Source organism: Paenibacillus sp. FSL H7-0350, assembly GCF_038593195.1.
In the GTDB taxonomy this organism is placed as follows: domain Bacteria; phylum Bacillota; class Bacilli; order Paenibacillales; family Paenibacillaceae; genus Paenibacillus_AQ.
Window position 1 is genome coordinate 5,211,734 of record NZ_CP151972.1, and the last position, 21,256, is coordinate 5,232,989.

The following is a 21,256-nucleotide window of genomic DNA, read 5'->3' on the forward strand; positions in this document are numbered from 1 at the left end:
ACGTCATGAAATTTGCTGTACTTGTCTTTCCAGGCTCCAATTGTGACATTGACTGCTACAAGGCAGTAGAAGACAGCCTCGGCGAACCAGTAGATTATGTATGGCATACAGCGACAGACCTGTCGGCGTATGACTGCATCCTCGTGCCAGGCGGCTTCTCTTATGGTGACTATCTGCGCTGCGGCGCAATCTCCCGGTTCGCTCCGGTAATGGCTGAAGTGGCTAAGGCGGCAGAGCAAGGCAAATTCGTGCTTGGCATCTGCAACGGGTTCCAGATTCTGACTGAAGCGGGTCTCCTGCCGGGCGCGCTGCGCCGCAACATGTCGATGAAGTTCCGTTGTCATGACACGGTGCTTAAGGTCATTAATAACACAACCCCGTTTACTATTGACTATGCGAAGGATGAAGAGATCGTCATCCCTATCGCGCATGGCGAAGGCAATTACTATTGTGATGAAGAGACGCTCGCAGAGCTTCAAGCGAATAACCAGATCGTATTCACCTACAGTGACAACCCGAACGGTTCGGTGGCCGATATTGCCGGAGTCAGTAATAGGGCGGGCAATGTAGTCGGCATGATGCCTCACCCGGAGCGTGCAGCGAATAGCCTGCTGGGATCGGAAGACGGCAAACGGATGTTCACATCCATTCTCAAGACATGGAGGGATCGTTATGACGCAGCAAGTATCCGCTAAGGAGCCGACCGCAGAGCAGATCGCGGAGCAGAAAATCTACAGTCAGTTCGGTGTATCAGACAGCGAATATGAGCTCATTACCTCCTTCATGGGACGTAAGCCCAACTATACAGAAATCGGTGTGTTCAGCGTCATGTGGTCTGAGCACTGTGCATATAAGAACTCCAAGCCGCTGCTGAGCCGTTTCCCGACAAGCGGACCGAAGGTGCTGATGGGACCGGGTGAAGGCGCGGGCATCGTGGACATCGGTGATAACCAGGCCGTTGTCTTCAAAATCGAAAGCCACAACCATCCGTCGGCGGTAGAGCCTTATCAGGGCGCGGCGACCGGAGTGGGCGGGATTATCCGCGATATTTTCTCCATGGGAGCAAGACCGGTGGCCTTGCTGAACTCCTTGCGCTTCGGGAAGCTGGAAAGTGACCGGGTTAAATACCTGTTCGAGCATGTCGTGTCCGGGATTGCAGGCTACGGCAACTGTATCGGCATCCCTACTGTCGGCGGGGAAATTATGTTCGACAACAGCTATGACGGTAATCCGCTGGTGAACGCGATGTGTGTCGGTCTGATTGATCATGACAAAATCCAGCGCGGCGTTGCCAAAGGGGTGGGCAACCCTGTCTTCTACGTAGGTCCGCCTACTGGCCGTGACGGGATTCACGGTGCGACCTTTGCCTCTGTGGAACTGAGCGAAGAATCCGAAGCTAAGAAGACAGCGGTTCAGGTCGGCGATCCGTTCATGGAGAAGCTGGTAATGGAATCCTGCCTGGAGCTGATCGACAGCGGCATCGTCCTCGGCATTCAGGATATGGGCGCAGCCGGACTGACCTGCTCCAGCGCGGAAATGGCGAGCAAGGCAGGCAACGGTCTGGAGCTCTATCTGGATCAGGTGCCGCAGCGTGAAGACGGGATGACCCCGTATGAGATGATGCTCTCGGAATCCCAGGAGCGGATGCTGTTCGTGGTGGAGCCTAAGGATGAGGCTCAGGCCCAGGAAATCTTCGATCGTTGGGGCGTCATCTGCCGCAAGGTGGGTAAGGTGACCGATGACGGCCGCCTGAAGCTGTTCCATCACGGTGAAGTAGTAGGCGATATGCCGGTGAAGGCGCTGGTGGATGAATGCCCTATTTATAACAAACCATCGGCAGTTCCTGCTTATTATGAGGAGAATGCCTCGGTAGATACGCTCCGTTATGAAGAAGTTACCGATCTGGGCGGCGCTTTGCGTACCGTACTGGGTTCGCCTACGGTAGCAAGCAAAGCATGGGTGTACAACCAATATGATTACATGGTACGCACCAGTACTGCGGTTCGTCCGGGTTCCGATGCGGCAGTGGTAACCATTCATGGCACCCGCAAAGGTCTGGCCATGACGACTGACTGCAACGGCCGTTATGTCTATCTGGACCCTGAAGTGGGCGGACGCATTGCTGTCAGCGAAGCGGCGCGCAACATCGTCTGCTCCGGTGCCCAGCCGCTGGCGATTACGGACAACCTGAACTTCGGAAGTCCGGAGAAGCCGGAGATCTTCTGGCAGATGGAACGGGCGGTAGACGGTATGGCGGAAGCTTGCCGGGTGCTGGATACGCCGGTTATCGGCGGGAATGTCAGCCTGTATAACGAGAATGCCTCCGGGTCCATCTACCCGACACCTGTTGTTGGCATGGTCGGTCTCATTGAAGATACGGATCACATTACAACCCAGGCCTTCAAGCAGGAAGGCGATGCTGTACTGCTGCTGGGCGTGACGAAGGCAGAGCTGGGCGGCAGTGAATTCCAGTATGCCGTTCACGGCGTGACCGAAGGCCGTCCGCCGGCGCTGGACTTGGCGACAGAGCGCAAGCTGCTGGATGCCGTACTCGCTGCCATCCGCAGCGGTCGGGTGCGCTCGGCGCATGACCTGTCTGAAGGCGGTCTGGCCGGAGCACTGGCAGAGAGCTGCATCAGCGGCAGCATCGGCGCGAATATCGAACTGTCTGCGGGCGGATTACGCCCAGATGTGGCGCTGTTCAGCGAGAGCCAGTCCCGTATTATCCTGACTTCCGCGCCTGAGCATGCAGAGGAGCTGAAGGCGGCAGTTGCCGCATACGGCGTGCCTGTAGAGATCATTGGAACCGTGGGCGGAGAGCGCCTGCGCGTTACACTGGACGGCTCGTCTGCACTGGATGAAGCTGTTACCGAACTCAAGACCATTTGGGAGGATGCTATTCCATGTCTGATGAAATAAAGACCGGGAACAAGCAGGAAACCCCTATCCTGTGGACCGGCGACTTTTACAATGAAGGAACGGGCTCGGGAGATATTTTTGATACGTTAAAAGAAGAATGCGGCGTCTTCGGGGTCTTCGGACACCCGGAGGCCGCCTCCATGTCCTATTATGGCCTGCATGCTCTGCAGCACCGGGGAGAAGAGAGCGCGGGCATCTGCGTGGCGGATGGGCGCGACTTCAACTATCACCGCGGCATGGGCCTGGTGAAAGAAGTTTTCGATAAAGACAAAATCGCTTCACTGGTGGGAGACATGTCCATCGGCCATGTGCGGTACTCCACCAGCGGAGACAGCCGGCTGACCAATGCGCAGCCGCTGGTCTTCAAATACCGTGACGGTGATCTGGCGATTGCCACGAACGGCAATATCGTTAACGAACCGCTGATCCGCAAGCAGCTGGAGCAGGGCGGCTCGATCTTCCAGACGACTAGTGATACCGAGGTGCTGGCGCATCTGATTGCACGTTCACAGAAGGATTTTGTCGAAGCGACGAAGGATGCCTTGTCGCAACTGGTCGGCGGATTCGCCTTCCTCTTGATGACCAATGACAAGCTGATTGTCGCCTCAGATACCCACGGACTTCGTCCGCTTGTAATGGGGCGCCTGGGCGAAGCCTATGTCTTCGCTTCTGAATCCTGTGCGCTCGAAGTGATCGGCGCCGAGCTGGTGCGTGATATCGAGCCCGGCGAGCTGCTGGTGCTGGACCAGAACGGTTTCCGTGAAGAACGCTTCGCAGAGCCTAAGCGCAAAGCGCTGTGCGCGATGGAGTACATCTACTTCGCCCGCCCGGACAGCGACCTGAACGGCTCCAACCTGCACTCCGCCCGCAAGCGGATGGGCAGCCGTATGGCGCTCGAAGCCTTCGTGGATGCGGATATTGTCACCGGCGTGCCGGATTCCAGTATCTCCGCCGCCATCGGCTATGCCGAGCAGACGGGCATCCCGTACGAGCTGGGGCTGATCAAGAACAAGTATACCGGCCGCACGTTCATCCAGCCCAGCCAGGAACTGCGTGAGCAGGGCGTCAAGATGAAGCTCAGCGCGGTACGCCGCGTCGTGGAAGGCCAGCGTGTAGTGATGATCGACGATTCGATCGTGCGAGGTACCACCTCACGCCGGATCGTCAACCTGCTGCGCGAAGCCGGAGCCTTAGAGGTCCACGTGCGGATTACATCGCCGCCGTTCAAGAATCCGTGCTTCTATGGCATTGATACCCCGGACCGCCGGGAGCTGATTGCCTCTTACAAGACCATCGCCGAGATGTGTGAGGAGATCAACGCTGATTCCCTGGCGTTCCTCTCTCCCGAGGGGCTGATCCAGTCCATCGGCGGCTATAATAGTGACGACTATAAAGGCGGCCTATGCCTGTCTTGCTTCGACAATGATTACCCGACGCAGGTGGATTTCGGCGGGGAAGAGAAGGACGGATGCTCGTGTTAGGCGGAACATCCGCCTAACACTGTGGGGCTCATCCCCCTAAGTTCCCCTTGCGAAGGGGGATTCCGGAAGTTTGGTGGTCTGTTTCTGCTCTAAACTTGCTAAGGAGGCTTGGGTGCGGGTGCCCGCTTTGTCCCTATGTGCTGCGCACGGACGGGACGCGCTTATGCGGTGCTGCCCCCCGGCGGCCTGCGGCCCGCTGGGCCCACTGGCTCCAGAATCTGTCCTATTTGCTGCGCAAATCCGGAGATTCTGTCGCCTAAGAAGCCCGCACGGCTTCGCCCCGTGCGGAGAAGAGCTCCCACCCCCGTCCTGTTTGCTAACGCAAAAACGGGGGACCGGTCGCCTAAGGAGGCGCTGTGCGAAGCCCAGCGCCGCCCCCTTGCCGCTGTGCAAGGCGCGAAGCTTCGGCTTGCGGCAGAGGTTTGAACTGCGGTGGTGTGAGTCATGGAGAGGAATTTTGGAACTGTAGGAGCGGTAGCGTCCGCCTTTATGGCCCGATTTCTACCGCAAATAGCGGTATCAATCAGGAAATCGGGCCATAACAGCGGCCGGAAGTCCAAATATTCTTTGTAATGACGACTATAACGACCCTATCATTTCAAATCCCTGCCGCCCCGAACCCGCGCTCTAAACTAATCTAAATGAGGTGTTGAGAAGTGTCAGAAGCGTACAAGAAAGCCGGAGTGGATATTGCGGCTGGCAATGAAGCAGTAGAACGCATGAAAAAGCATGTGAAGCGCACATACCGTCCGGAAGTGATGACGGAGCTGGGCGGCTTCGGCGCCCTGTTCGGCCTGAATAAGGACAAGTACGAAGAGCCGGTTCTCGTGTCGGGAACAGATGGTGTGGGCACGAAGCTGAAAATCGCGTTCGCGGCTGACCGCCACGACACGATTGGCATCGATGCTGTCGCCATGTGCGTGAATGACATCGTGGTACAGGGTGCTGAGCCGCTGTTCTTCCTCGATTATCTGGCCTGCGATAAGGTCGTGCCGGAGAAGATCGAAGCCATCGTAGCCGGGATCGCGGAAGGCTGTCATCAGGCGGGCTGCGCCCTGATCGGCGGCGAGACCGCCGAGATGCCGGGCATGTATGCAGCTGGCGAATATGATATCGCCGGATTCACCGTAGGTGTGGCCGATAAGGCGAAGCTGGTAACCGGATCAGATATTGCTCCAGGAGACACAGTTATCGGGCTGGCTTCGAGCGGGATTCACAGCAATGGCTTCTCGCTGGTGCGCAAGCTTTTGCTGGAGGAAGACGGTTACGGCTTAGATGAGGTTGTGCCGGAGCTGGGAGCGCCGCTGGTGGACGTTCTGCTGGCCCCAACCCGGATCTACGTGAAGCCGCTACTCGCTCTGCTGGAACAGCTTCCGGTCAAGGGCATGGCCCATATTACCGGCGGCGGGTTCATCGAGAACATTCCGCGCGTATTACCGGAGCATGTGAATGTAGAGATCAACTACGGCTCCTGGCCGATCCAGCCTGTCTTCAGCTTGATGCAGAGTAAGGGGCAGGTCAGCAACCGCGACATGTTCACAACGTTCAATATGGGCGTGGGGCTGGTGCTGGTAGTGGCGGAAGCGGACGGAGAGCGTGCGCTGGAACTGCTTAAGGCCAGCGGGGAAGAGGCTTACCGGATCGGCACGGTTACTGAAGGAGAGCGCATTGTTACCTTCACGGGAGCTGAAGTCTGATGGAGTGGAGCCGAATCGCTGTCTTTGCCTCCGGAACGGGCAGCAATTTCGCTGCACTGGTCCAGGCACAGCGGGAGGGCAGGCTGGGCGGAGGCAGCATAGAGCTGCTGGTCTCGGATAAACCGGAAGCGCCTGTAGCACAGCGGGCAGAGGAGGCAGGAATTCCTGCTCTGCTGTTGCGGCCGAAGGACTTCGCGGGCCGGGAGCAGTACGAGGCCGCGATTGTGGCTGAATTGCAGCGCCGGAACATCGGACTGGTGGTGCTGGCCGGTTATATGCGGCTAATCTCCCCTGTTCTGCTCACACCGTATGCCGGACGGATCATCAACATTCATCCTTCGCTGCTGCCGGCTTTTGCCGGGAAGGACGCGATCGGGCAGGCGCTGGAGTATGGCGTGAAGCTGACAGGCGTGACCGTGCATTTTGTCGATGGAGGCATGGATACCGGACCGGTGATTGCCCAGCGCAGCGTGGAGGTCCAGTCTGGAGATACCGCTGAATCGCTGGCTGCACGTATCCATCAGGTGGAATACGCGCTGTATCCTGAGGTAGTGAGTGCTTTTGCCGCCGGAAAAGTAGAATTGAACGGAAGAATGGCGACCATTGGCGATTAATAGAAGTAGCTGTATATTTCTCGGGAAATACTGCTGAGGCGTCAGAAATTGACGGAAGCTCTGGCGGCATGGCCGGAAATTGCGAAAATACAGGTTTGCTGGCATAAGGACAGAAGCACAAATATCAGGACAGAAACACCAGGGAATTCTAAATTAATAGTTTGTTCTACAGGATTCGTTGCTGTAATCATCCGGAGTTCATCCGGCAAACATTCATAGGCACGGGGATCATTTGATTTAAAGGTTCAGTATTCCCAACTCAATAAGCTAAGCTGCTGGAACAGGTGGATTTTCTCCATCTAATCTGGCTGATATATGCGGTGAACGGAGCATAAGTGGAAAAAGTACAGCTAATCCGGCCCCAATCGAATGATTGACCTTATCTGGCGTCATTTAGGTGTGTATTTTCCAACTACTGCCCCGCTACGTGCTTCCCCGCCGGAATTAGATGACAAAAATCCAACTAAATCAGCTGCGCCAATGAGTGGGTACAAGCCGTCTTCAAGAGCAGCCGATTCATCAAGTAACTCTTACAACACCCTAATAATCTAGCGAGAATCCAGAGGAGGACTATTCAAAGTGAGTATCAAGAGAGCGCTGGTCAGCGTATCGGACAAACAGGGCATCGTGGATTTTTGCCGCGAGTTGTCTGCATTAGGCGTAGAAATTATCTCCACAGGCGGCACCAGCACACTTCTCGCGAAGGAAGGCGTTCCGGTCATTGGCATCTCTGATGTTACCGGCTTCCCTGAGATCATGGACGGACGCGTCAAAACCTTACATCCAGCCGTACACAGCGGCCTGCTGGCCGTTCGTGACAACGAAGAGCATACCCGTCAGATGAATGAGCTTGGCCTTGATTACATCGACCTTGTCGTGGTGAATTTGTATCCGTTCGCGGAGACGATTGCCAAGCCGGATGTGTCTTATGAAGAGGCTATCGAGAATATCGATATCGGCGGACCGACGATGCTGCGTTCTGCGGCGAAGAACCATGCGTTTGTTAGTGTGGTGGTCGATGCGGCTGACTATGCGAATGTGCTTGAAGAAGTACGCGCCGGTGGAGATACAACCCTTGCAACCCGCAAACGTCTTGCGGCCAAAGTCTTCCGCCATACGGCGGCTTACGACGCCCTGATTGCCGATTATCTGGCGAATGTCACCGGTGAACCGCTGCCGGAGCGCTATACGGTCACTTATGAGAAAATCCAGGATCTGCGCTACGGGGAGAACCCGCATCAGAAGGCTGCGTTCTACCGCAAGCCGCTGGCTGCACAGGATACGCTGACGGCTGCTGAGCAGCTGCACGGCAAAGAGCTGTCCTACAACAATATCAATGACGCGAACGCGGCGCTCCAGATTGTCAAAGAGTTCGAAGAGCCTGCCGTTGTAGCCGTGAAGCATATGAATCCTTGCGGAGTCGGCGTGGGCACAAGTGTCTATGAAGCATATCAAAAAGCGTACAATGCGGACCCTACCTCCATCTTCGGCGGAATTGTGGCAGCCAACCGGATTATTGATGCGGACACGGCTAATCTGCTGAAGGATATTTTCCTCGAAATCGTCCTGGCCCCGGGCTTCACAGAAGAAGCGCTGGAGATCCTGACGAAGAAAAAGAATATCCGCCTGCTTAAACTGGGCAACCTCAGCACCGCTTCATCCCGCAAGAGCAGCTTTGTGGTTACCTCCGTTGAAGGTGGAATGGTGGTGCAGGAGAGCGATGTACACTCTGTGAATCCTGAGGAATTGCAAGTTGTAACTAACCGCAAGCCTACGGAAGAAGAGCTGAAGCAGCTGTTGTTCGGCTGGAAGGTCGTGAAGCATGTGAAGTCCAATGCCATTGTGCTTGCGGCTGACGATATGACAGTCGGTGTAGGTGCAGGACAGATGAACCGTGTCGGTGCGGCCAAGATTGCCATTGAACAAGCAGGCGAGAAAGCAAAGGGTGCTGTGCTGGCATCAGACGCCTTCTTCCCGATGGGCGATACACTGGAAATGGCTGCGAAGGCGGGCATTACGGCAGTTATTCAGCCGGGAGGCTCGATCAAGGACGAGGAATCGGTTAAGGTTGCCAATGAATACGGCATTGCCATGGTCTTCACCGGCGTACGCCACTTCAAACACTAGCACGCTGGGAGGATCAGAGCCTTATGGATATTTTAGTAGTCGGCGGCGGCGGACGAGAGCATGCGATCATCTGGAGCTTGTCCCGCAGTCCCCGTGCCGGTAAAATCTACTGCGCCCCCGGCAATGCCGGGATTGCGCAGCTTGCGGAATGTGTGCCGATCGGCGTCTTCGAGTTCGATAAGCTGACCGCTTTTGCGAAGGAGAAGAAGGTGGGCCTGGTAGTCATCGGACCGGATGATCCGCTCGCTGCAGGCATTGTGGATGCCTTCGAAGCCCAGGATATTCCTGTATTCGGCCCGCGGAAGAATGCCGCAGAGATTGAGGGCAGCAAGACCTTCATGAAGGATCTGCTGCATAAATACAGCATTCCGACAGCCGCATATGAGAAATTCAGCGATTATGAGACAGCCCTGTCTTATCTGCGGAGCCAGGAGCTGCCGATTGTCATCAAGGCGGACGGCCTGGCCGCAGGCAAAGGGGTAACCGTGGCATATTCCCCGGAGGAGGCGGAGCAGGCCCTTCAGGAGATCATGGTCGACAAGGTCTTCGGGGAAGCAGGGGCGCAGGTAGTCATTGAGGAGTTCCTTGCCGGGCAGGAAATGTCGATTCTGGCGTTCGTGGATGGCGAAACGGTGCGGCCGATGGCTGCGGCTCAGGACCATAAGCCTGTATTCGACGGCGATAAAGGACCTAATACGGGAGGCATGGGGACGTATTCCCCGCTGCCGCATATCGATGAAGCGATCATCCGTGAAGCGGTGGAGACGATTATTGAGCCGACAGCCAGAGCGATGGTGGCTGAGGGGCGGCCCTTCAGCGGAGTGCTGTTCGCGGGACTAATGATCTCGCCGGACGGCAGACCGAAGACGATTGAGTTCAATGCCCGCTTCGGGGACCCGGAGACCCAGGTGGTTCTTCCCCGGCTGCGAAGCGATCTGCTGGAGATCTTCCTGGCTGTGACCGAAGGCAGACTCGCCGATATTCCGATTGAGTGGAGCGAAGAGGCGGCAGTCTGCGTGGTCCTGGCCTCGGAGGGGTATCCCGGGCCTTACCCGAAGGGAGTACCGATCAGCGGGCTGGAAGACAGCAGCTCTGCGCTGGTCTTCCATGCCGGAACCGCACGCAGTGAAGACGGAGGCTGGGTGACCACCGGCGGCCGTGTGCTTGGGGTGGTAGGCCTGGGGGCAACCATTGCCGAAGCACGTACATCGGCCTATGCCAGTGCGGAGACTATTACGTTTGCGGGTAAACAGAACCGCAGTGATATCGCAATGAAGGCACTGGTCTGAGGAGAAAGTCCCAAAAAAAGGACTGACAAGTTGTAGGAGAAGTGCTATAATACAACTCGTACGGGGGAAAATGTGCGGATATATACAGATAAAGGGTCTTTCCTTTCTAAGGAAAGGCCTTTTTTAAAATAGAGAAATTCATATGTTTCACGCTATACATTATCCTTCTATTCTCGCCGAAACGGTACCGTCCCTAAAAGGACGGCACAGCCGTTTCCACTTGCAATTCCATAACGAATGTTATAATAGTACAATAAAAGCGATGCTTATGCGGATGTACAGTTACTGATTTAAGGGGGAATTAGTTTTGAGTAAGGTAGGAAGAAACGACTTATGCCCGTGTGGAAGCGGGAACAAATATAAGAAATGCTGCATGGAGAAAGACAGAGCGGCAGCCCAGTCAATGCTGCGGCTGGTTACCGCAGGGGATGCAGCGGCGCAAGCGCCTGTAACCATACCCGGCGTAATCGTGCACGAGGAACAGCCGGCTACGGTAAGTGCTGCCCCTGCTGCGGGCAAGCTAACGCTGCCCAAGCTGAAGAAGATGGTGGCGAAGGAGCTGAACTGGGAGCATCCGGCCCATGAACAGCTGGCGCTGGAGCTGATCGAGCACATGAGAGAGCAGTATGACCGGGAGCTGATTCTGGAAGCACTGCTGCTGTGGAACGGTTTCTCCCGCCAGACCAAGCCGGCCGTGAAGAAGACAGGCTCCTTCTGTGCGGCAATCGAATACCTGCTGTCCGAGGAATACGGCTTCATGCTGTCGCAGGCGGAGCTGGCGGACAAATACGCGGTTACTACGGCCACGATCTCCCGCAAGGTTAAAGAGATCTATAACTATGTCGAGGAATACGGCATGACCGGGGAAGCGGATGAATTGATGGCGCTGAACGGAGCGGAAACTCCGCAGGAGAAGGCACAGACCCTTCTGGCCCAAGCCATGGAGGCAACCTCTGCGAAGCGCCGGGTCCAGCTGGCGGAGAAGGCGCTGGAGCTCTATCCGGACAGCCCGGAAGCCTACCTTATTCTCGCCGAGGAAACGGAGAATGAGGATGACGCGCGGGAGCTGCTGAAGGCGGGAATCGCCGCAGGCAGACGGGAGCTGGGCGAGTCTTATTTTACGAAGCATAAAGGGTTCTTCTGGGGGCTATATGAGACCCGTCCTTATATCCGTATCTGCCAGAGCTACGCGGAATCCTGCTGGTTCGGCGGTAAGGCGGAGGAAGCAACAGAGATGCTGGAGCATATTCTGGAGCTTAATCAGGATGATAATACCGGTGCCCGCTATCTGCTGACTGCTGTATACCTGTATAGCAACCAGCTTGAAGAGGCAGAGCGGATTATTAAGAACTACGGTGAAGAGGATGCGGCGGCGGCTTTTGCCTATGACCGGATTGTACTGGAGTTCAAGAAGAACGGGATTACCTCGCAGCTCAAAATGCTCTACCGCATAGCCCGCGGAGTGAACAAGCATGTGCCGGATTACCTGCTGGGCGTGAAGCGGCTGCCGCATAATCTTCCGGATTTTGTCGGTATGGGTGATCCCAATGAAGCGATTGAATATGTAATTATGCACTCGCGCTTGTGGGCGAGCCTGCCGGATCTGCTTAAGTGGATGCTGAAGCAATAGACACTATAGATGAAATACCAGACACAGTCCTCCGGGGCTGTGTTTTTTTATGGAGATTAGGCGTGACCTCCTTGATTTCATCTCACACCGCCTATGTATGCCAAAAACGAACACATTGGGGAGTGGCGCAGGTGGATGGGCGAATGTAATCGAAAAACCGACCACATTGGCGTTGGGATTGGGCTACGTATAAATCCCCTTGCCAATATAGTCTAATTAGACTATATTATGATGTGTAGTCTAATTAGACTAAACTATCTGAAAAGAGGTCCTCCTAATGTTATTTATTACTGGAGCAACTGGAACGGTCGGAAATCGGGTTGTACATTCCCTCAAGTCTAAGGATGTCAATTTCAAAGCCCTCACCCGGACACCGGAGAAACTGATAAGCGATCAGAGCGATCAAATGACTATCGTCACTGGCGATATTAAGGATTGCAGTGCCTGGTCAGACAGTCTGCGAGGCGTGGAGACCTTATTCCTGATCCTGCTGGATGATGCCGAAGAAATTCTGCAGGCTGCCCGGGACAAGGGTGTACGGAACATCGTGTTCTTATCCTCAGCGTCGATCAACCGCTCGGATGCCGGTTACAATGAGAACGCTATGAAACATAAGAAGGTCGAGGAGCAGATTCAGGCGTATGGCTTTCGGTATGTGTATATCCGGGCCGAGGCCTTCATGCATAATACCGTTTACTGGAGGGACCTTTTTAGATACAATAAGGGGACGATCCGGCTACCGGCTCTGGAGGCAAAGCTGGCCAGTGTGCATGAAGCAGATATTGCCGAAGTGATCAGTGAGGTTGCAGCGGATTTTGACAGATTCTCCGGGCAGGTCTTGACGCTCACAGGAGCAAATATTCTTAGCCAGCGGAACATATTGACCGAAATCTCCAAGCAGCTTGGACAATCCATTCAACTGGAGGAGCAGACGATCGGGGACTTCCGTTCTTATATGAGCAAGTATATCGCTGAAGAGTACATTACCCTTAGAGTTCAGGACTGGGAGTATAGCCTGAAGCATAAGCTCGCCGTGACGGACACGGTGCTGACGATTCTTGGCCGGGAGCCTTATACGTTCAGAGAATGGATCGCGGAGCATCTCGGTGATTTTCAATAAATACAGAAAGAGGAATTCACTATTATACCCTTACTTATACTGGGTCTGCTGAAGGATTGCGGACAATCCAGCGCTTATGAATTGCTCAGTGTCTTCAAAGAACGGGATTACCGTTACCTTGTTCATATGACGAAGGGATCGCTCTATTACAACCTGCAGAAGTTAGCGGGGGAAGGTTGGGTCCGGCTGGTGGAGGTCGTTAGCGTGAACAACTATCCTGAGCAATATATCTACGAGATCACACCGCAGGGCGACGAGCATTTCAAAGCACTGATGGCCAAATATTCGCTGCAGACGGACGATATTACGTTAGCCTTTTACATGACAACGCTGTTCGCCCACCAATATGATCCTGAACAATTCAAGGCGGCTGTAGCGGTGCAGATGGAGCAGACACGGCGCAAAATTGCTGAAATTGACCATGTGCTGGATGCCAAGCAAGATAAGATCTACGATACGGCCAAATCGATGATGAATAATGTCAGAGCCCACCATGAATTGAACCTGAAATGGTTTCAGGAGCTGCTGGAACGGTAGGACGGTGTACTCCTCATACTCCCTTTTGTTTGCTGAATACAGCAGAGAAAGGGAGTATTTTTTGTGCGACAAACCTGACATGAACAAGTGGAAATGAGGAAGAATCAGGTGGTTAACAGGATAATCATGAGAAAATACCTGACATGGTCACAGTTTTTTCACAGCTTACGGAGAAACGGTAAAGGGATAAGGGGATTTTTTGCAGAAATAAGTCGAAAAGACAGAGAATAGCCGCAGGTAGAGCTTAGGGCCTGAGTCTATTGACATGGGGATGGGGGAGTTCTATGAAAGCATTAAGGAATATGGGGATTCGCGGCAAGCTGTTTTTGTCAGTGATTCTGTCTGTGGTGGTTATTTTCATGGCGGTGTCTGCAGTGATCTACAGCAATGCCAAGCAGCTTATCGTGGACGGGCTGAAGAGCTCACTGACGTATGAGAAAGGGGAGATCGGGGTGCAGGTCAATGACCTGCTGCAGCCTGCTGTGGATAGTGTGGCGCTGCTCAATGCCAACGCCTACCTCCGCGACTTCATTCTGAGGGTGAAGGATGCGCAGATGCTGAAGACTACGGACGGGTACGCGGAGCTGATCGAGACGCTGAACCTAATCAAGAACAACAATAAGAATCTGCTCAATGTATACATAGGTCTGGATGCGGTGAACAAGGTGATTACCCAGGATGAATTCGAGCCTCCGGCAGACTACGTGCTGAAGGAGCGAAGCTGGTATTCCGCTGCGGCTGCGAACAAGCGTGTTACGATTACCAATCCTTATATTGATGCCGGGTCGGGCAAAATGGTCGTTAGTGTCAGCACCCCGCTGCTTGATGATTCGGGCAAGCTGATCGGTGTGGCGAGTGCAGATATTTCGATAGAGCAGATTACAGCGGCGCTGGGCGCTTTTAATTATAAGGGCAGCGGCTATGCCGTGCTGATTGATGAGACAGGGACGTTCATCTACCATCCTAATCCGGATCATATCCTGCTGAAGAAGATGGCTGACCTGGGTGGATCGTGGAAGATTGTTGGCGATAAAATGCTGCAATGGGGTTCTAATGTCATCCGGACGGACATTGACGGCGAACCCAGCTATGTATCCTATTCACCGGCTGTGGCTAACCAGTGGTCGGTCGCGCTGATCGTACCACAGAAGCATGCGGAGCTGGAGCTGAAGCGCTTCGCGCTGATTTTCTTCCTCTCTATTATGGCTTCGATTGCGGTGCTGTCTGTCCTGCTGTATCTGGTCTCAAGCAGCATCCTGAAGCAGATTCCGCTCCTCACGGCTGCGTTCGGGCAGGCGAAGGACGGAGACTTGTCGGTAAGGGCAAGGGTGACCGCGGGAGGCGAGATCGGGGTGCTGGCTGAGGGCTTCAACGATATGATCGCCTCGCAGCAGTCACTGATTCAGGAGATCTTGCACAGCTCGCAGAGTATCTCGGGAGCGGTGGGGAATACAGAGCAGAACGTATTCGTGCTGGACGGCAGCATCACCGATATCTCGGGGGTTACGGAGGAGCTGTCGGCAGGCTTGCAGCAGACCGCCGCCTCAATGGAGGAGATGAACGCCAGTACAACCCAGATCGAGGCGGCGATCCACGGGATTGCCCGCAAAGCCCAGGAGGGGGCGGAAGCCGCCGGAGAAATTAACGTACGGGCGGAGCGGCTGAAGGAGAGAGCCTGGGAATCCCGCACACAGGCGGATACCGTGTACGGACTTAGTGAAGAGAAGCTGCGCACAGCCATTGAACAGTCGGGATCAATCTCGCAGATCAGCGCGCTTACAGGAGCCATTCTGGAGATCGCCGCCCAGACCAACCTGTTATCGCTGAATGCTTCAATTGAGGCGGCCAGGGCCGGAGAAGCCGGCCGGGGGTTCGCTGTAGTGGCGGAGGAGATCCGTAAGCTCGCGGACAACTCGCGTGAGACGGTGACTGAGATTCAGGGAGTGACCGGGGCGGTAATCGAGGCGGTGTCCAATCTTGTGGAGGCTGCGGAGAGTATGCTGGGCTTCATGGACAGCCAGGTGAAGAAGGACTATGATGCCATGCAGGAGACCGGAGAGCGGTACAGTGAGGATGCCCGGTATATCGAGGAGCTGGTGACGGACTTCAGCGCCACTTCGGAAGAGCTGCTCGCTTCCATCCAGAGCATGCTCACTGCGATCAGCGAGACTGGCAGTGCGACGAATGAGGGGGCGGAAGGAGCGGGAGTCATCGCTGCCGGAGCGGAGCAGATCATCGGGCGGTCGGGCAGCATCGTAGCGGAGATGGAGGAGATCAAGCATAGCTCGGCGCAGCTGCTGAGTGCGGTGTCAAGGTTTAAGGTATAAAGGGTTCTGGTGAGAGGGAGGTCCGGCAGGTAGATGCCGGACCTCCCTCTTGCTTATCGGCGGGGGGCTGCTGGTCACCATTCCACTCTCAGTGGATGTTATGGTGTGTGGAGAGGACAAGGGTTGAAAAAAAGTCCTTGGAAGAGTATGTTACAAGAAGCGAAACGATAAGAAAGAGACAGTGAGGCGGGAAAAACATGAGAGAAGGCGAAAACCGGATCGTAGGAATGGAAGATATTGTACGCGCACACCATGTGCTGCGGGAGGTTATCGTCCGTACGCCGCTCCAGCTGGATGCGGTATTGTCGGCCAAATACGGCTGTAATGTGTACTTGAAACGTGAGGATCTGCAGATTGTACGCTCCTTCAAAATCCGGGGGGCCTATAATATGATCCGCAGTCTGTCTGACGAAGACAGAGCCAAGGGCATCGTCTGCGCCAGTGCGGGAAATCATGCCCAGGGCGTGGCTTATTCCTGCAAGGCACTCGGCATCAAAGGCAAGATATTCATGCCGAGCACTACTCCTAATCAGAAGATTAAGCAGGTCCGGCGCTTCGGCGGCGAATTCGTTGAGGTGATTCTGAAGGGGGATACCTTCGATGATGCTTATGATGAAGCGCTGCAGGCTTGCATAGACTATAGCATGACCCTGATTCACCCGTTCGATGAGCCGCGTATTATTGCCGGCAACGGTACCATAGCCATGGAGGTAATGGAGAATCTGGACAAGCCTGCGGACTTCGTGTTCGTCACCATCGGCGGCGGCGGGCTGGCAGCCGGTGTAGCCACCTATATCAAAACGGTGAGTCCGGCAACTAAGGTGATCGGTGTGGAGCCTAGCGGCGCGGCTTCAATGAGTGAGGCCATGCAGAGCGGCGAGGTAATCACCCTGAAGGAGATCAACAAGTTCGTGGATGGCGCGGCGGTGAAGCGTGTCGGCGGCCTGACCTTCGATATCTGCTCGAAGCTTCTGGATGATGTGGTGAAGGTGCCGGAGGGGAAGGCGTGTACCACTATTCTGGAGCTGTATAACGAGAACGCCATTGTGGTGGAGCCTGCCGGTTCCCTCCCCATTGCTGCACTGGACATGTACCGTGATCAGATCCGCGGCAAAAGCGTGGTCTGCATCGTCAGCGGCGGCAACAACGATATTGACCGGATGCAGGAGATCAAGGAGCGTTCCCTGATCTATGAGGGTCTTAAGCATTACTTCATGGTCAACTTCCCGCAGCGCGCGGGTGCCCTGCGCGAGTTCCTGACCGAGGTGGTCGGACCGGACGATGATATCACCCGGTTCGAGTACACGAAGAAGAATGAGAAGGAGAACGGCCCGGCCCTGGTCGGCATTGAGCTGATGTCCACCGATGCCTACGCCCCGCTGATTGAGCGGATGAAGCAGAAGGGCGTTGATTACGTGGAGATCAACAAGGATGTTAATCTGTTCAGTATGCTGATCTGAGGTGCGGCGAGAAGCTGCATATAGACAAAGTAAGCCCCGCCCAGCAAAGTCTGGACGGGGCTGTTTTGCGTTGTATGGAATTCAATTGAACTGCCTACGGCTGAGGCACCTCACTCTTCAGATACTGCTCAGCCGCGTCATCCAGCAGGTAGCCGTTACTCTTCATCAGCTTCATGAAGCCCTCAAGCTTCTGCAGGAAGGCGCTTGTGCTGCTGTTCTTGGCCAGGATGCCGGTGTAGGCCTTCTGCGCCTCCAGATCCATCTCCAGATTATCGTAATGGAAGAGCGGAGTGTTGTTCTGGCCGTAGAAGGTGTTCACAGCATACTGGTCATACAGCTTCTTGACGGCCTGCACCCGGTTGGATTTGGGATAGGTCTGGATGAATTGCTCCTGGGTCAACGCACGGTCGGCCACCTCGCCCCAGGCAATGATCAGCCCGTTATCCTTGGAAGGAGGCAGATCGGACTCAGCCGCCATAATGGAAATATAGCTGCTGATATCCTCCGTTACATAAGGCTTATATTTGCGGTAAGCCGCATAATCAATCACCGGGTAAAAGCTGCCCTCGGCGGTATCCAGCTTGTACCCGCTCTCTCCCGCACTTTGCAGCAGGGCGCGTAGGGTGGCATTATCCGTACTCTCAGCCAGCTTCTCCATGCTGACTCCTCCTCTGTACACGGTGAGGAGCTTCCGCTGGACCTCGCTGCTGCTGAATTTCTTCTCCCAGGAGGGGAGCAGCGCCTTATGCAGGTTCTCCAGCTTCAGCGTCAGTACAGTCGCCTGATACGGCGTGACTGCATACAGCTTCGTCTTCATATAGGAAATGGAGCCCGGCAGGTTACCGCTGGACAGCAGCGGCAGCGCGGCCTTATAGACCGCTTCTGCATGGCTGGCGGTCTTAGCGCTTGCAGCTGCACCGGAAGTGCCTGTCCGGCTGCTTCCGCTGCCTTCGGCACCGGCCGGGACGGCTGCTCCTGCCTGAAGCCCCATGAGCAGGGCGATAGCGGCGGATAGAACGGTATGCTTTTTCATTCGAGTCTCCTCCTGTGTGGAATGGATGTGGGATACAGCCTCTAAGATGGGAAGAATATGAATTTCAGCCCTAGACCTCCGGCAGCGGCCAGAGCCAGACTGACCCAGGGCGAGACCGGAATCACCGGGAACAGATTATCGAGGAATAGGCCGGCGAATACCGCAATCACGGCAATTCCAATATAGATGCCCAAGGCCTTAATATCGAAGGTCTTGGGCTTCGGACTGTCGTCCTCCGAGAGGGAGGCCATCCATTTCATAATAAGCTCAACCAGCACGATGGAGCCTGCGCCGACAACGACCAGCGTGAACAGGCTAAGCTGGCCGAAGAGTTCGTGCGGACCGTCGCTCCACTGTGTAATCAGACCGGCAATGCCCATCGTCCCGAACAGCAGGGTCAGAGCGGACCAGGAGATCATCAGGGAGTTCTTCAGCCGGCTGCGCGGTGCACGCGGCGGGGCACTGTCCATCACGTCCTTGAAATAATCACCGGGCTTCTCGCCAAAAACCTGCTTGGCGTTCTTCCCCTTGGCTTGTCCCTTCAGCAGCAGCGCGGCCGCCTCCAGCAGCAGCTCCTCTGCACGTACAGCATCTACTGAACTGGCGCGCATCGCCAGAATCATATCTTCGAAATAAGAGCGGTTAGACGGTGTCATCTGCTCCCGCAGCAGGTTGTTCTGCTTAATCATAGCTTTGACTTTCATAGTGTGGACCTATACCTCCAGCATTGAGTGATCAGGATACCTTCAACCTAGAGTATACGTTTGTGCACCAGCCGTGTGCAAGGACAACGTTCGTTCACGAAGGTCTGAATAATCCTTTTGGAAGAGTAAACACTGAAGAGGTGGTGGCTTCACCAACTATAGCTAGAGGGAAGGCAGGGAGCGTTATGGAACAGGACAACAAGCAGGAACCCGGCAAGGCTGTGAACGGCGGCACCGCGCCTGCACCTACTAATGATGTGGGGGACTGGGGCAATTCTGACGGCTTCAGCCTATGGGATGCTGCGGGCCAGGACCAGGAGAACGGGCTTGGAGATTGGGAAGGCCGGCAGGAGACACACGACATGTTTCACGACAGCTATGACTGAGTGATGCCTAAGCAGAGATGGGCCTCTTTTGCTCCTAAGGGAGTGGAAGGGGCCTTTTCTCCTGAAGAGCTGATGAAAGCTGCGGGCTTCATGCATATTGACAACAAATTAGCACAGATATTATAATAGACTTATTAATCATACTAAGTTAATCGGAATTATTATAATTTAAAATAAATTAGCCATTCAGGGGAGGACGCCGCAATGGAACGGAATATCATCATCCGGCATAACGGAGAGGAACTGACAGCGAGCATACATTATCCGGCCGCAGACCGGGCAGGGACAGGACGGTGCAAGAACCGGGTGCCGCTTGCAGTGATCTGCCACGGCTTCGTGGGCAGCCGGATCGGTGTCGACCGGATCTTCGTCAAGGCAGCCCGGGAGCTGGCGCAGGATGGCTATATGGTAATCCGTTTCGACTATGCAGGCTGCGGAGAGAGCAGCGGCGATTACGGCAGTGAGGATATGGAGTCGATGATCGGGCAGACCCGGGCAGTGCTGGATTACGGCATCGGCTCGGCCGATGTGGACCCGCAGCGTGTAACGCTGATCGGGCATAGTCTGGGCGGTGCGGTGGCGCTGCTGACCGGTGTCCGTGACCGGCGGGTGAAGAATCTTGTACTGTGGTCGGCTGTCGGCTATCCCTTCAATGATATCGTCAAGATTGTCGGCAGGGAAACGTTCGACCGGTCGGTGAAGAGCGGCTGCTCAGATTATGCCGGCTATTCGTTCACTCCGGTATACTTCAATTCCCTGGCCGCTTTCCAGCCGTTCCAAGAGGCCGGAAAGTTCAGCGGTGATGTGCTGGTCATTCACGGAACTTCCGATGATGTGATTCCTGTGGACTATGCATTCCTCTACCAGAAGCTGTTCTGGACCCGGCCGGAAGGACGGTGCGACAAGGAGATTATTTTCCAGGGCGATCATACCTTCTCTTCGGGTCCGGCGCAGGAGCAGGTGCTGAAGCGCACCCGGGACTGGATGAACCAGCAGGAGCATCTGCAGGAGGAATGGCAGAACTGGATGATATAGGAGCGGTAACGGCACTCGCAATGGCTGGGAATTAGCTGTAAAATAAAGGGGCAGACCATACCGGAAATGGAGGCTCTTACCCTATGAAATTACCGGCCTTTTTCATTGCGCACGGCTCCCCGCTGCTGGTACTTGAGGATAACGACTACACGCGTTTCCTGCAGCGGCTGGGTTCGGATCTGGGGAAGCCCCGCGGCATTGTGATCTTCTCAGCTCATTGGGACAGTCCAGAGCAGCTGATTACAGTGGACACACAGCATGAAGCGCAGCATGATTTCTACGGGTTCCCGGAAGAGATGTATCAGCTGAGTTATCCTGCTCCAGGTGATCCCGCACTCAGCAGCCGTATTTCGGAACTGTTCAAGAATAGTAATCTGCCCCATCAGCCCGTGCTGGGACGGGGGCTGGATCATGGCGCCTGGGTCATCCTGAGCACCATGTTCCCGCAGGCGGATATTCCGGTCGTGGCCTTATCCGTGGATTCGCTCCGCTCGCCTGAGGAGCAGTACAACATCGGACGGATGCTTGCTCCGTTGCGCGAGGAAGGCGTTCTCCTGATCGGCAGCGGCGGTCTGGTTCATAACCTCAGACTGCTGAAGCAAAAGGATCAGCCGGAGCAATGGGCGATTGACTTCGACGGGTGGATTGCAGAGCGGCTTGCGGCCTGGGATCTTCGCTCCCTGTATGCGTATGAGAAGCAAGCGCCACATGTGAGAGAGGCCGTACCTGCCTACGGCAAAGAACATTTTATCCCGCTCTTCTACGCAATGGGTGCAGCCGATGAAGGCAGACGGGCACAGCTAATGATTCAGGCCTACCAATACGGTACGCTCAGCCTGAACTGCTGGATGCTTGACTAATATAGGAATGAATAGAGGGTACAGCTGCTATAAGGGC

General features: G+C 55.1%; 19 protein-coding genes. 17 read left to right on the forward strand and 2 right to left on the reverse strand.

The window, feature by feature from the left end:
- Window positions 1–5 precede the first annotated feature (5 nt).
- The 14 genes from purQ (at window position 6) to ilvA (ending at window position 17,201) form a co-directional block, all read left to right on the forward strand.
- Complete coding sequence (gene purQ / locus NYE24_RS23770) at window positions 6–695, forward strand: phosphoribosylformylglycinamidine synthase subunit PurQ (protein WP_036693302.1); 690 nt, start codon at window positions 6–8, stop codon at window positions 693–695.
- Complete coding sequence (gene purL / locus NYE24_RS23775) at window positions 673–2,919, forward strand: phosphoribosylformylglycinamidine synthase subunit PurL (RefSeq protein ID WP_036693297.1); 2,247 nt, start codon at window positions 673–675, stop codon at window positions 2,917–2,919. The genes purQ and purL overlap by 23 nt, the downstream gene beginning before the upstream one ends.
- On the forward strand, window positions 2,904–4,400 hold the full coding sequence (gene purF / locus NYE24_RS23780) for an amidophosphoribosyltransferase (RefSeq protein WP_036693294.1): 1,497 nt from the start codon (window positions 2,904–2,906) through the stop codon (window positions 4,398–4,400). The genes purL and purF overlap by 16 nt, the downstream gene beginning before the upstream one ends.
- 137 nt (window positions 4,401–4,537) lie before the next feature.
- Window positions 4,538–4,660 carry a hypothetical protein gene (locus NYE24_RS23785; protein ID WP_342476808.1) on the forward strand — a complete coding sequence of 41 codons (123 nt, stop codon included), beginning with the start codon at window positions 4,538–4,540 and terminating at the stop codon, window positions 4,658–4,660.
- Window positions 4,661–4,682: 22 nt separating this feature from the next.
- Window positions 4,683–4,826 carry a hypothetical protein gene (locus NYE24_RS23790; protein WP_342476809.1) on the forward strand — a complete coding sequence of 48 codons (144 nt, stop codon included), beginning with the start codon at window positions 4,683–4,685 and terminating at the stop codon, window positions 4,824–4,826.
- Window positions 4,827–5,056: 230 nt separating this feature from the next.
- Window positions 5,057–6,097 carry a phosphoribosylformylglycinamidine cyclo-ligase gene (gene purM / locus NYE24_RS23795; RefSeq protein ID WP_036693291.1) on the forward strand — a complete coding sequence of 347 codons (1,041 nt, stop codon included), beginning with the start codon at window positions 5,057–5,059 and terminating at the stop codon, window positions 6,095–6,097.
- Window positions 6,097–6,711, forward strand: a complete 615-nt coding sequence (gene purN / locus NYE24_RS23800) for a phosphoribosylglycinamide formyltransferase (RefSeq protein WP_036693288.1) — start codon at window positions 6,097–6,099, stop codon at window positions 6,709–6,711. The genes purM and purN overlap by 1 nt, the downstream gene beginning before the upstream one ends.
- A 579-nt stretch (window positions 6,712–7,290) precedes the next feature.
- Window positions 7,291–8,838: a bifunctional phosphoribosylaminoimidazolecarboxamide formyltransferase/IMP cyclohydrolase gene (purH, locus tag NYE24_RS23805; protein ID WP_341028640.1), complete on the forward strand. Its 1,548-nt coding sequence runs from the start codon at window positions 7,291–7,293 to the stop codon at window positions 8,836–8,838.
- A 23-nt stretch (window positions 8,839–8,861) separates the two neighbouring features.
- Window positions 8,862–10,127, forward strand: a complete 1,266-nt coding sequence (gene purD / locus NYE24_RS23810) for a phosphoribosylamine--glycine ligase (RefSeq protein ID WP_341028642.1) — start codon at window positions 8,862–8,864, stop codon at window positions 10,125–10,127.
- 307 nt (window positions 10,128–10,434) lie between these two features.
- On the forward strand, window positions 10,435–11,757 hold the full coding sequence (locus NYE24_RS23815; protein WP_341028644.1) for an SEC-C metal-binding domain-containing protein: 1,323 nt from the start codon (window positions 10,435–10,437) through the stop codon (window positions 11,755–11,757).
- Window positions 11,758–12,034: 277 nt separating this feature from the next.
- Complete coding sequence (locus tag NYE24_RS23820) at window positions 12,035–12,877, forward strand: NmrA family NAD(P)-binding protein (RefSeq protein ID WP_341028646.1); 843 nt, start codon at window positions 12,035–12,037, stop codon at window positions 12,875–12,877.
- Window positions 12,878–12,925: 48 nt separating this feature from the next.
- Window positions 12,926–13,414, forward strand: a complete 489-nt coding sequence (locus tag NYE24_RS23825) for a PadR family transcriptional regulator (RefSeq protein ID WP_256706978.1) — start codon at window positions 12,926–12,928, stop codon at window positions 13,412–13,414.
- Between the two features lie 284 nt (window positions 13,415–13,698).
- A complete protein-coding gene (locus tag NYE24_RS23830) occupies window positions 13,699–15,741 on the forward strand; it encodes a methyl-accepting chemotaxis protein (protein WP_342476810.1) in 2,043 nt (680 codons plus the stop codon).
- A 197-nt stretch (window positions 15,742–15,938) separates the two neighbouring features.
- Complete coding sequence (gene ilvA / locus NYE24_RS23835; RefSeq protein WP_036693275.1) at window positions 15,939–17,201, forward strand: threonine ammonia-lyase IlvA; 1,263 nt, start codon at window positions 15,939–15,941, stop codon at window positions 17,199–17,201.
- Window positions 17,202–17,295: 94 nt separating this feature from the next.
- Here the strand turns inward: ilvA and NYE24_RS23840 are convergent, their stop codons facing one another.
- Together NYE24_RS23840 and NYE24_RS23845 are read right to left on the reverse strand one after the other, a co-directional pair.
- Window positions 17,296–18,234, reverse strand: coding sequence for a hypothetical protein (locus NYE24_RS23840; protein WP_342476811.1), 939 nt, complete (start codon window positions 18,232–18,234; stop codon window positions 17,296–17,298).
- Window positions 18,235–18,275: 41 nt separating this feature from the next.
- Window positions 18,276–18,938 carry a DUF1129 family protein gene (locus tag NYE24_RS23845; protein WP_342476812.1) on the reverse strand — a complete coding sequence of 221 codons (663 nt, stop codon included), beginning with the start codon at window positions 18,936–18,938 and terminating at the stop codon, window positions 18,276–18,278.
- A gap of 185 nt (window positions 18,939–19,123) precedes the next feature.
- Here NYE24_RS23845 and NYE24_RS23850 point away from each other — a divergent pair, with 185 nt between their 5' ends.
- The 3 genes from NYE24_RS23850 to NYE24_RS23860 all read left to right on the forward strand — a co-directional run bounded on the left by NYE24_RS23850 (window position 19,124) and on the right by NYE24_RS23860 (window position 21,219).
- Window positions 19,124–19,324, forward strand: coding sequence for a hypothetical protein (locus NYE24_RS23850; protein ID WP_036693270.1), 201 nt, complete (start codon window positions 19,124–19,126; stop codon window positions 19,322–19,324).
- Window positions 19,325–19,528: 204 nt separating this feature from the next.
- Complete coding sequence (locus NYE24_RS23855; RefSeq protein ID WP_342476813.1) at window positions 19,529–20,359, forward strand: alpha/beta fold hydrolase; 831 nt, start codon at window positions 19,529–19,531, stop codon at window positions 20,357–20,359.
- Window positions 20,360–20,442: 83 nt separating this feature from the next.
- On the forward strand, window positions 20,443–21,219 hold the full coding sequence (locus tag NYE24_RS23860) for a class III extradiol ring-cleavage dioxygenase (protein ID WP_076158503.1): 777 nt from the start codon (window positions 20,443–20,445) through the stop codon (window positions 21,217–21,219).
- The last annotated feature ends 37 nt before the right edge of the window (window positions 21,220–21,256 follow it).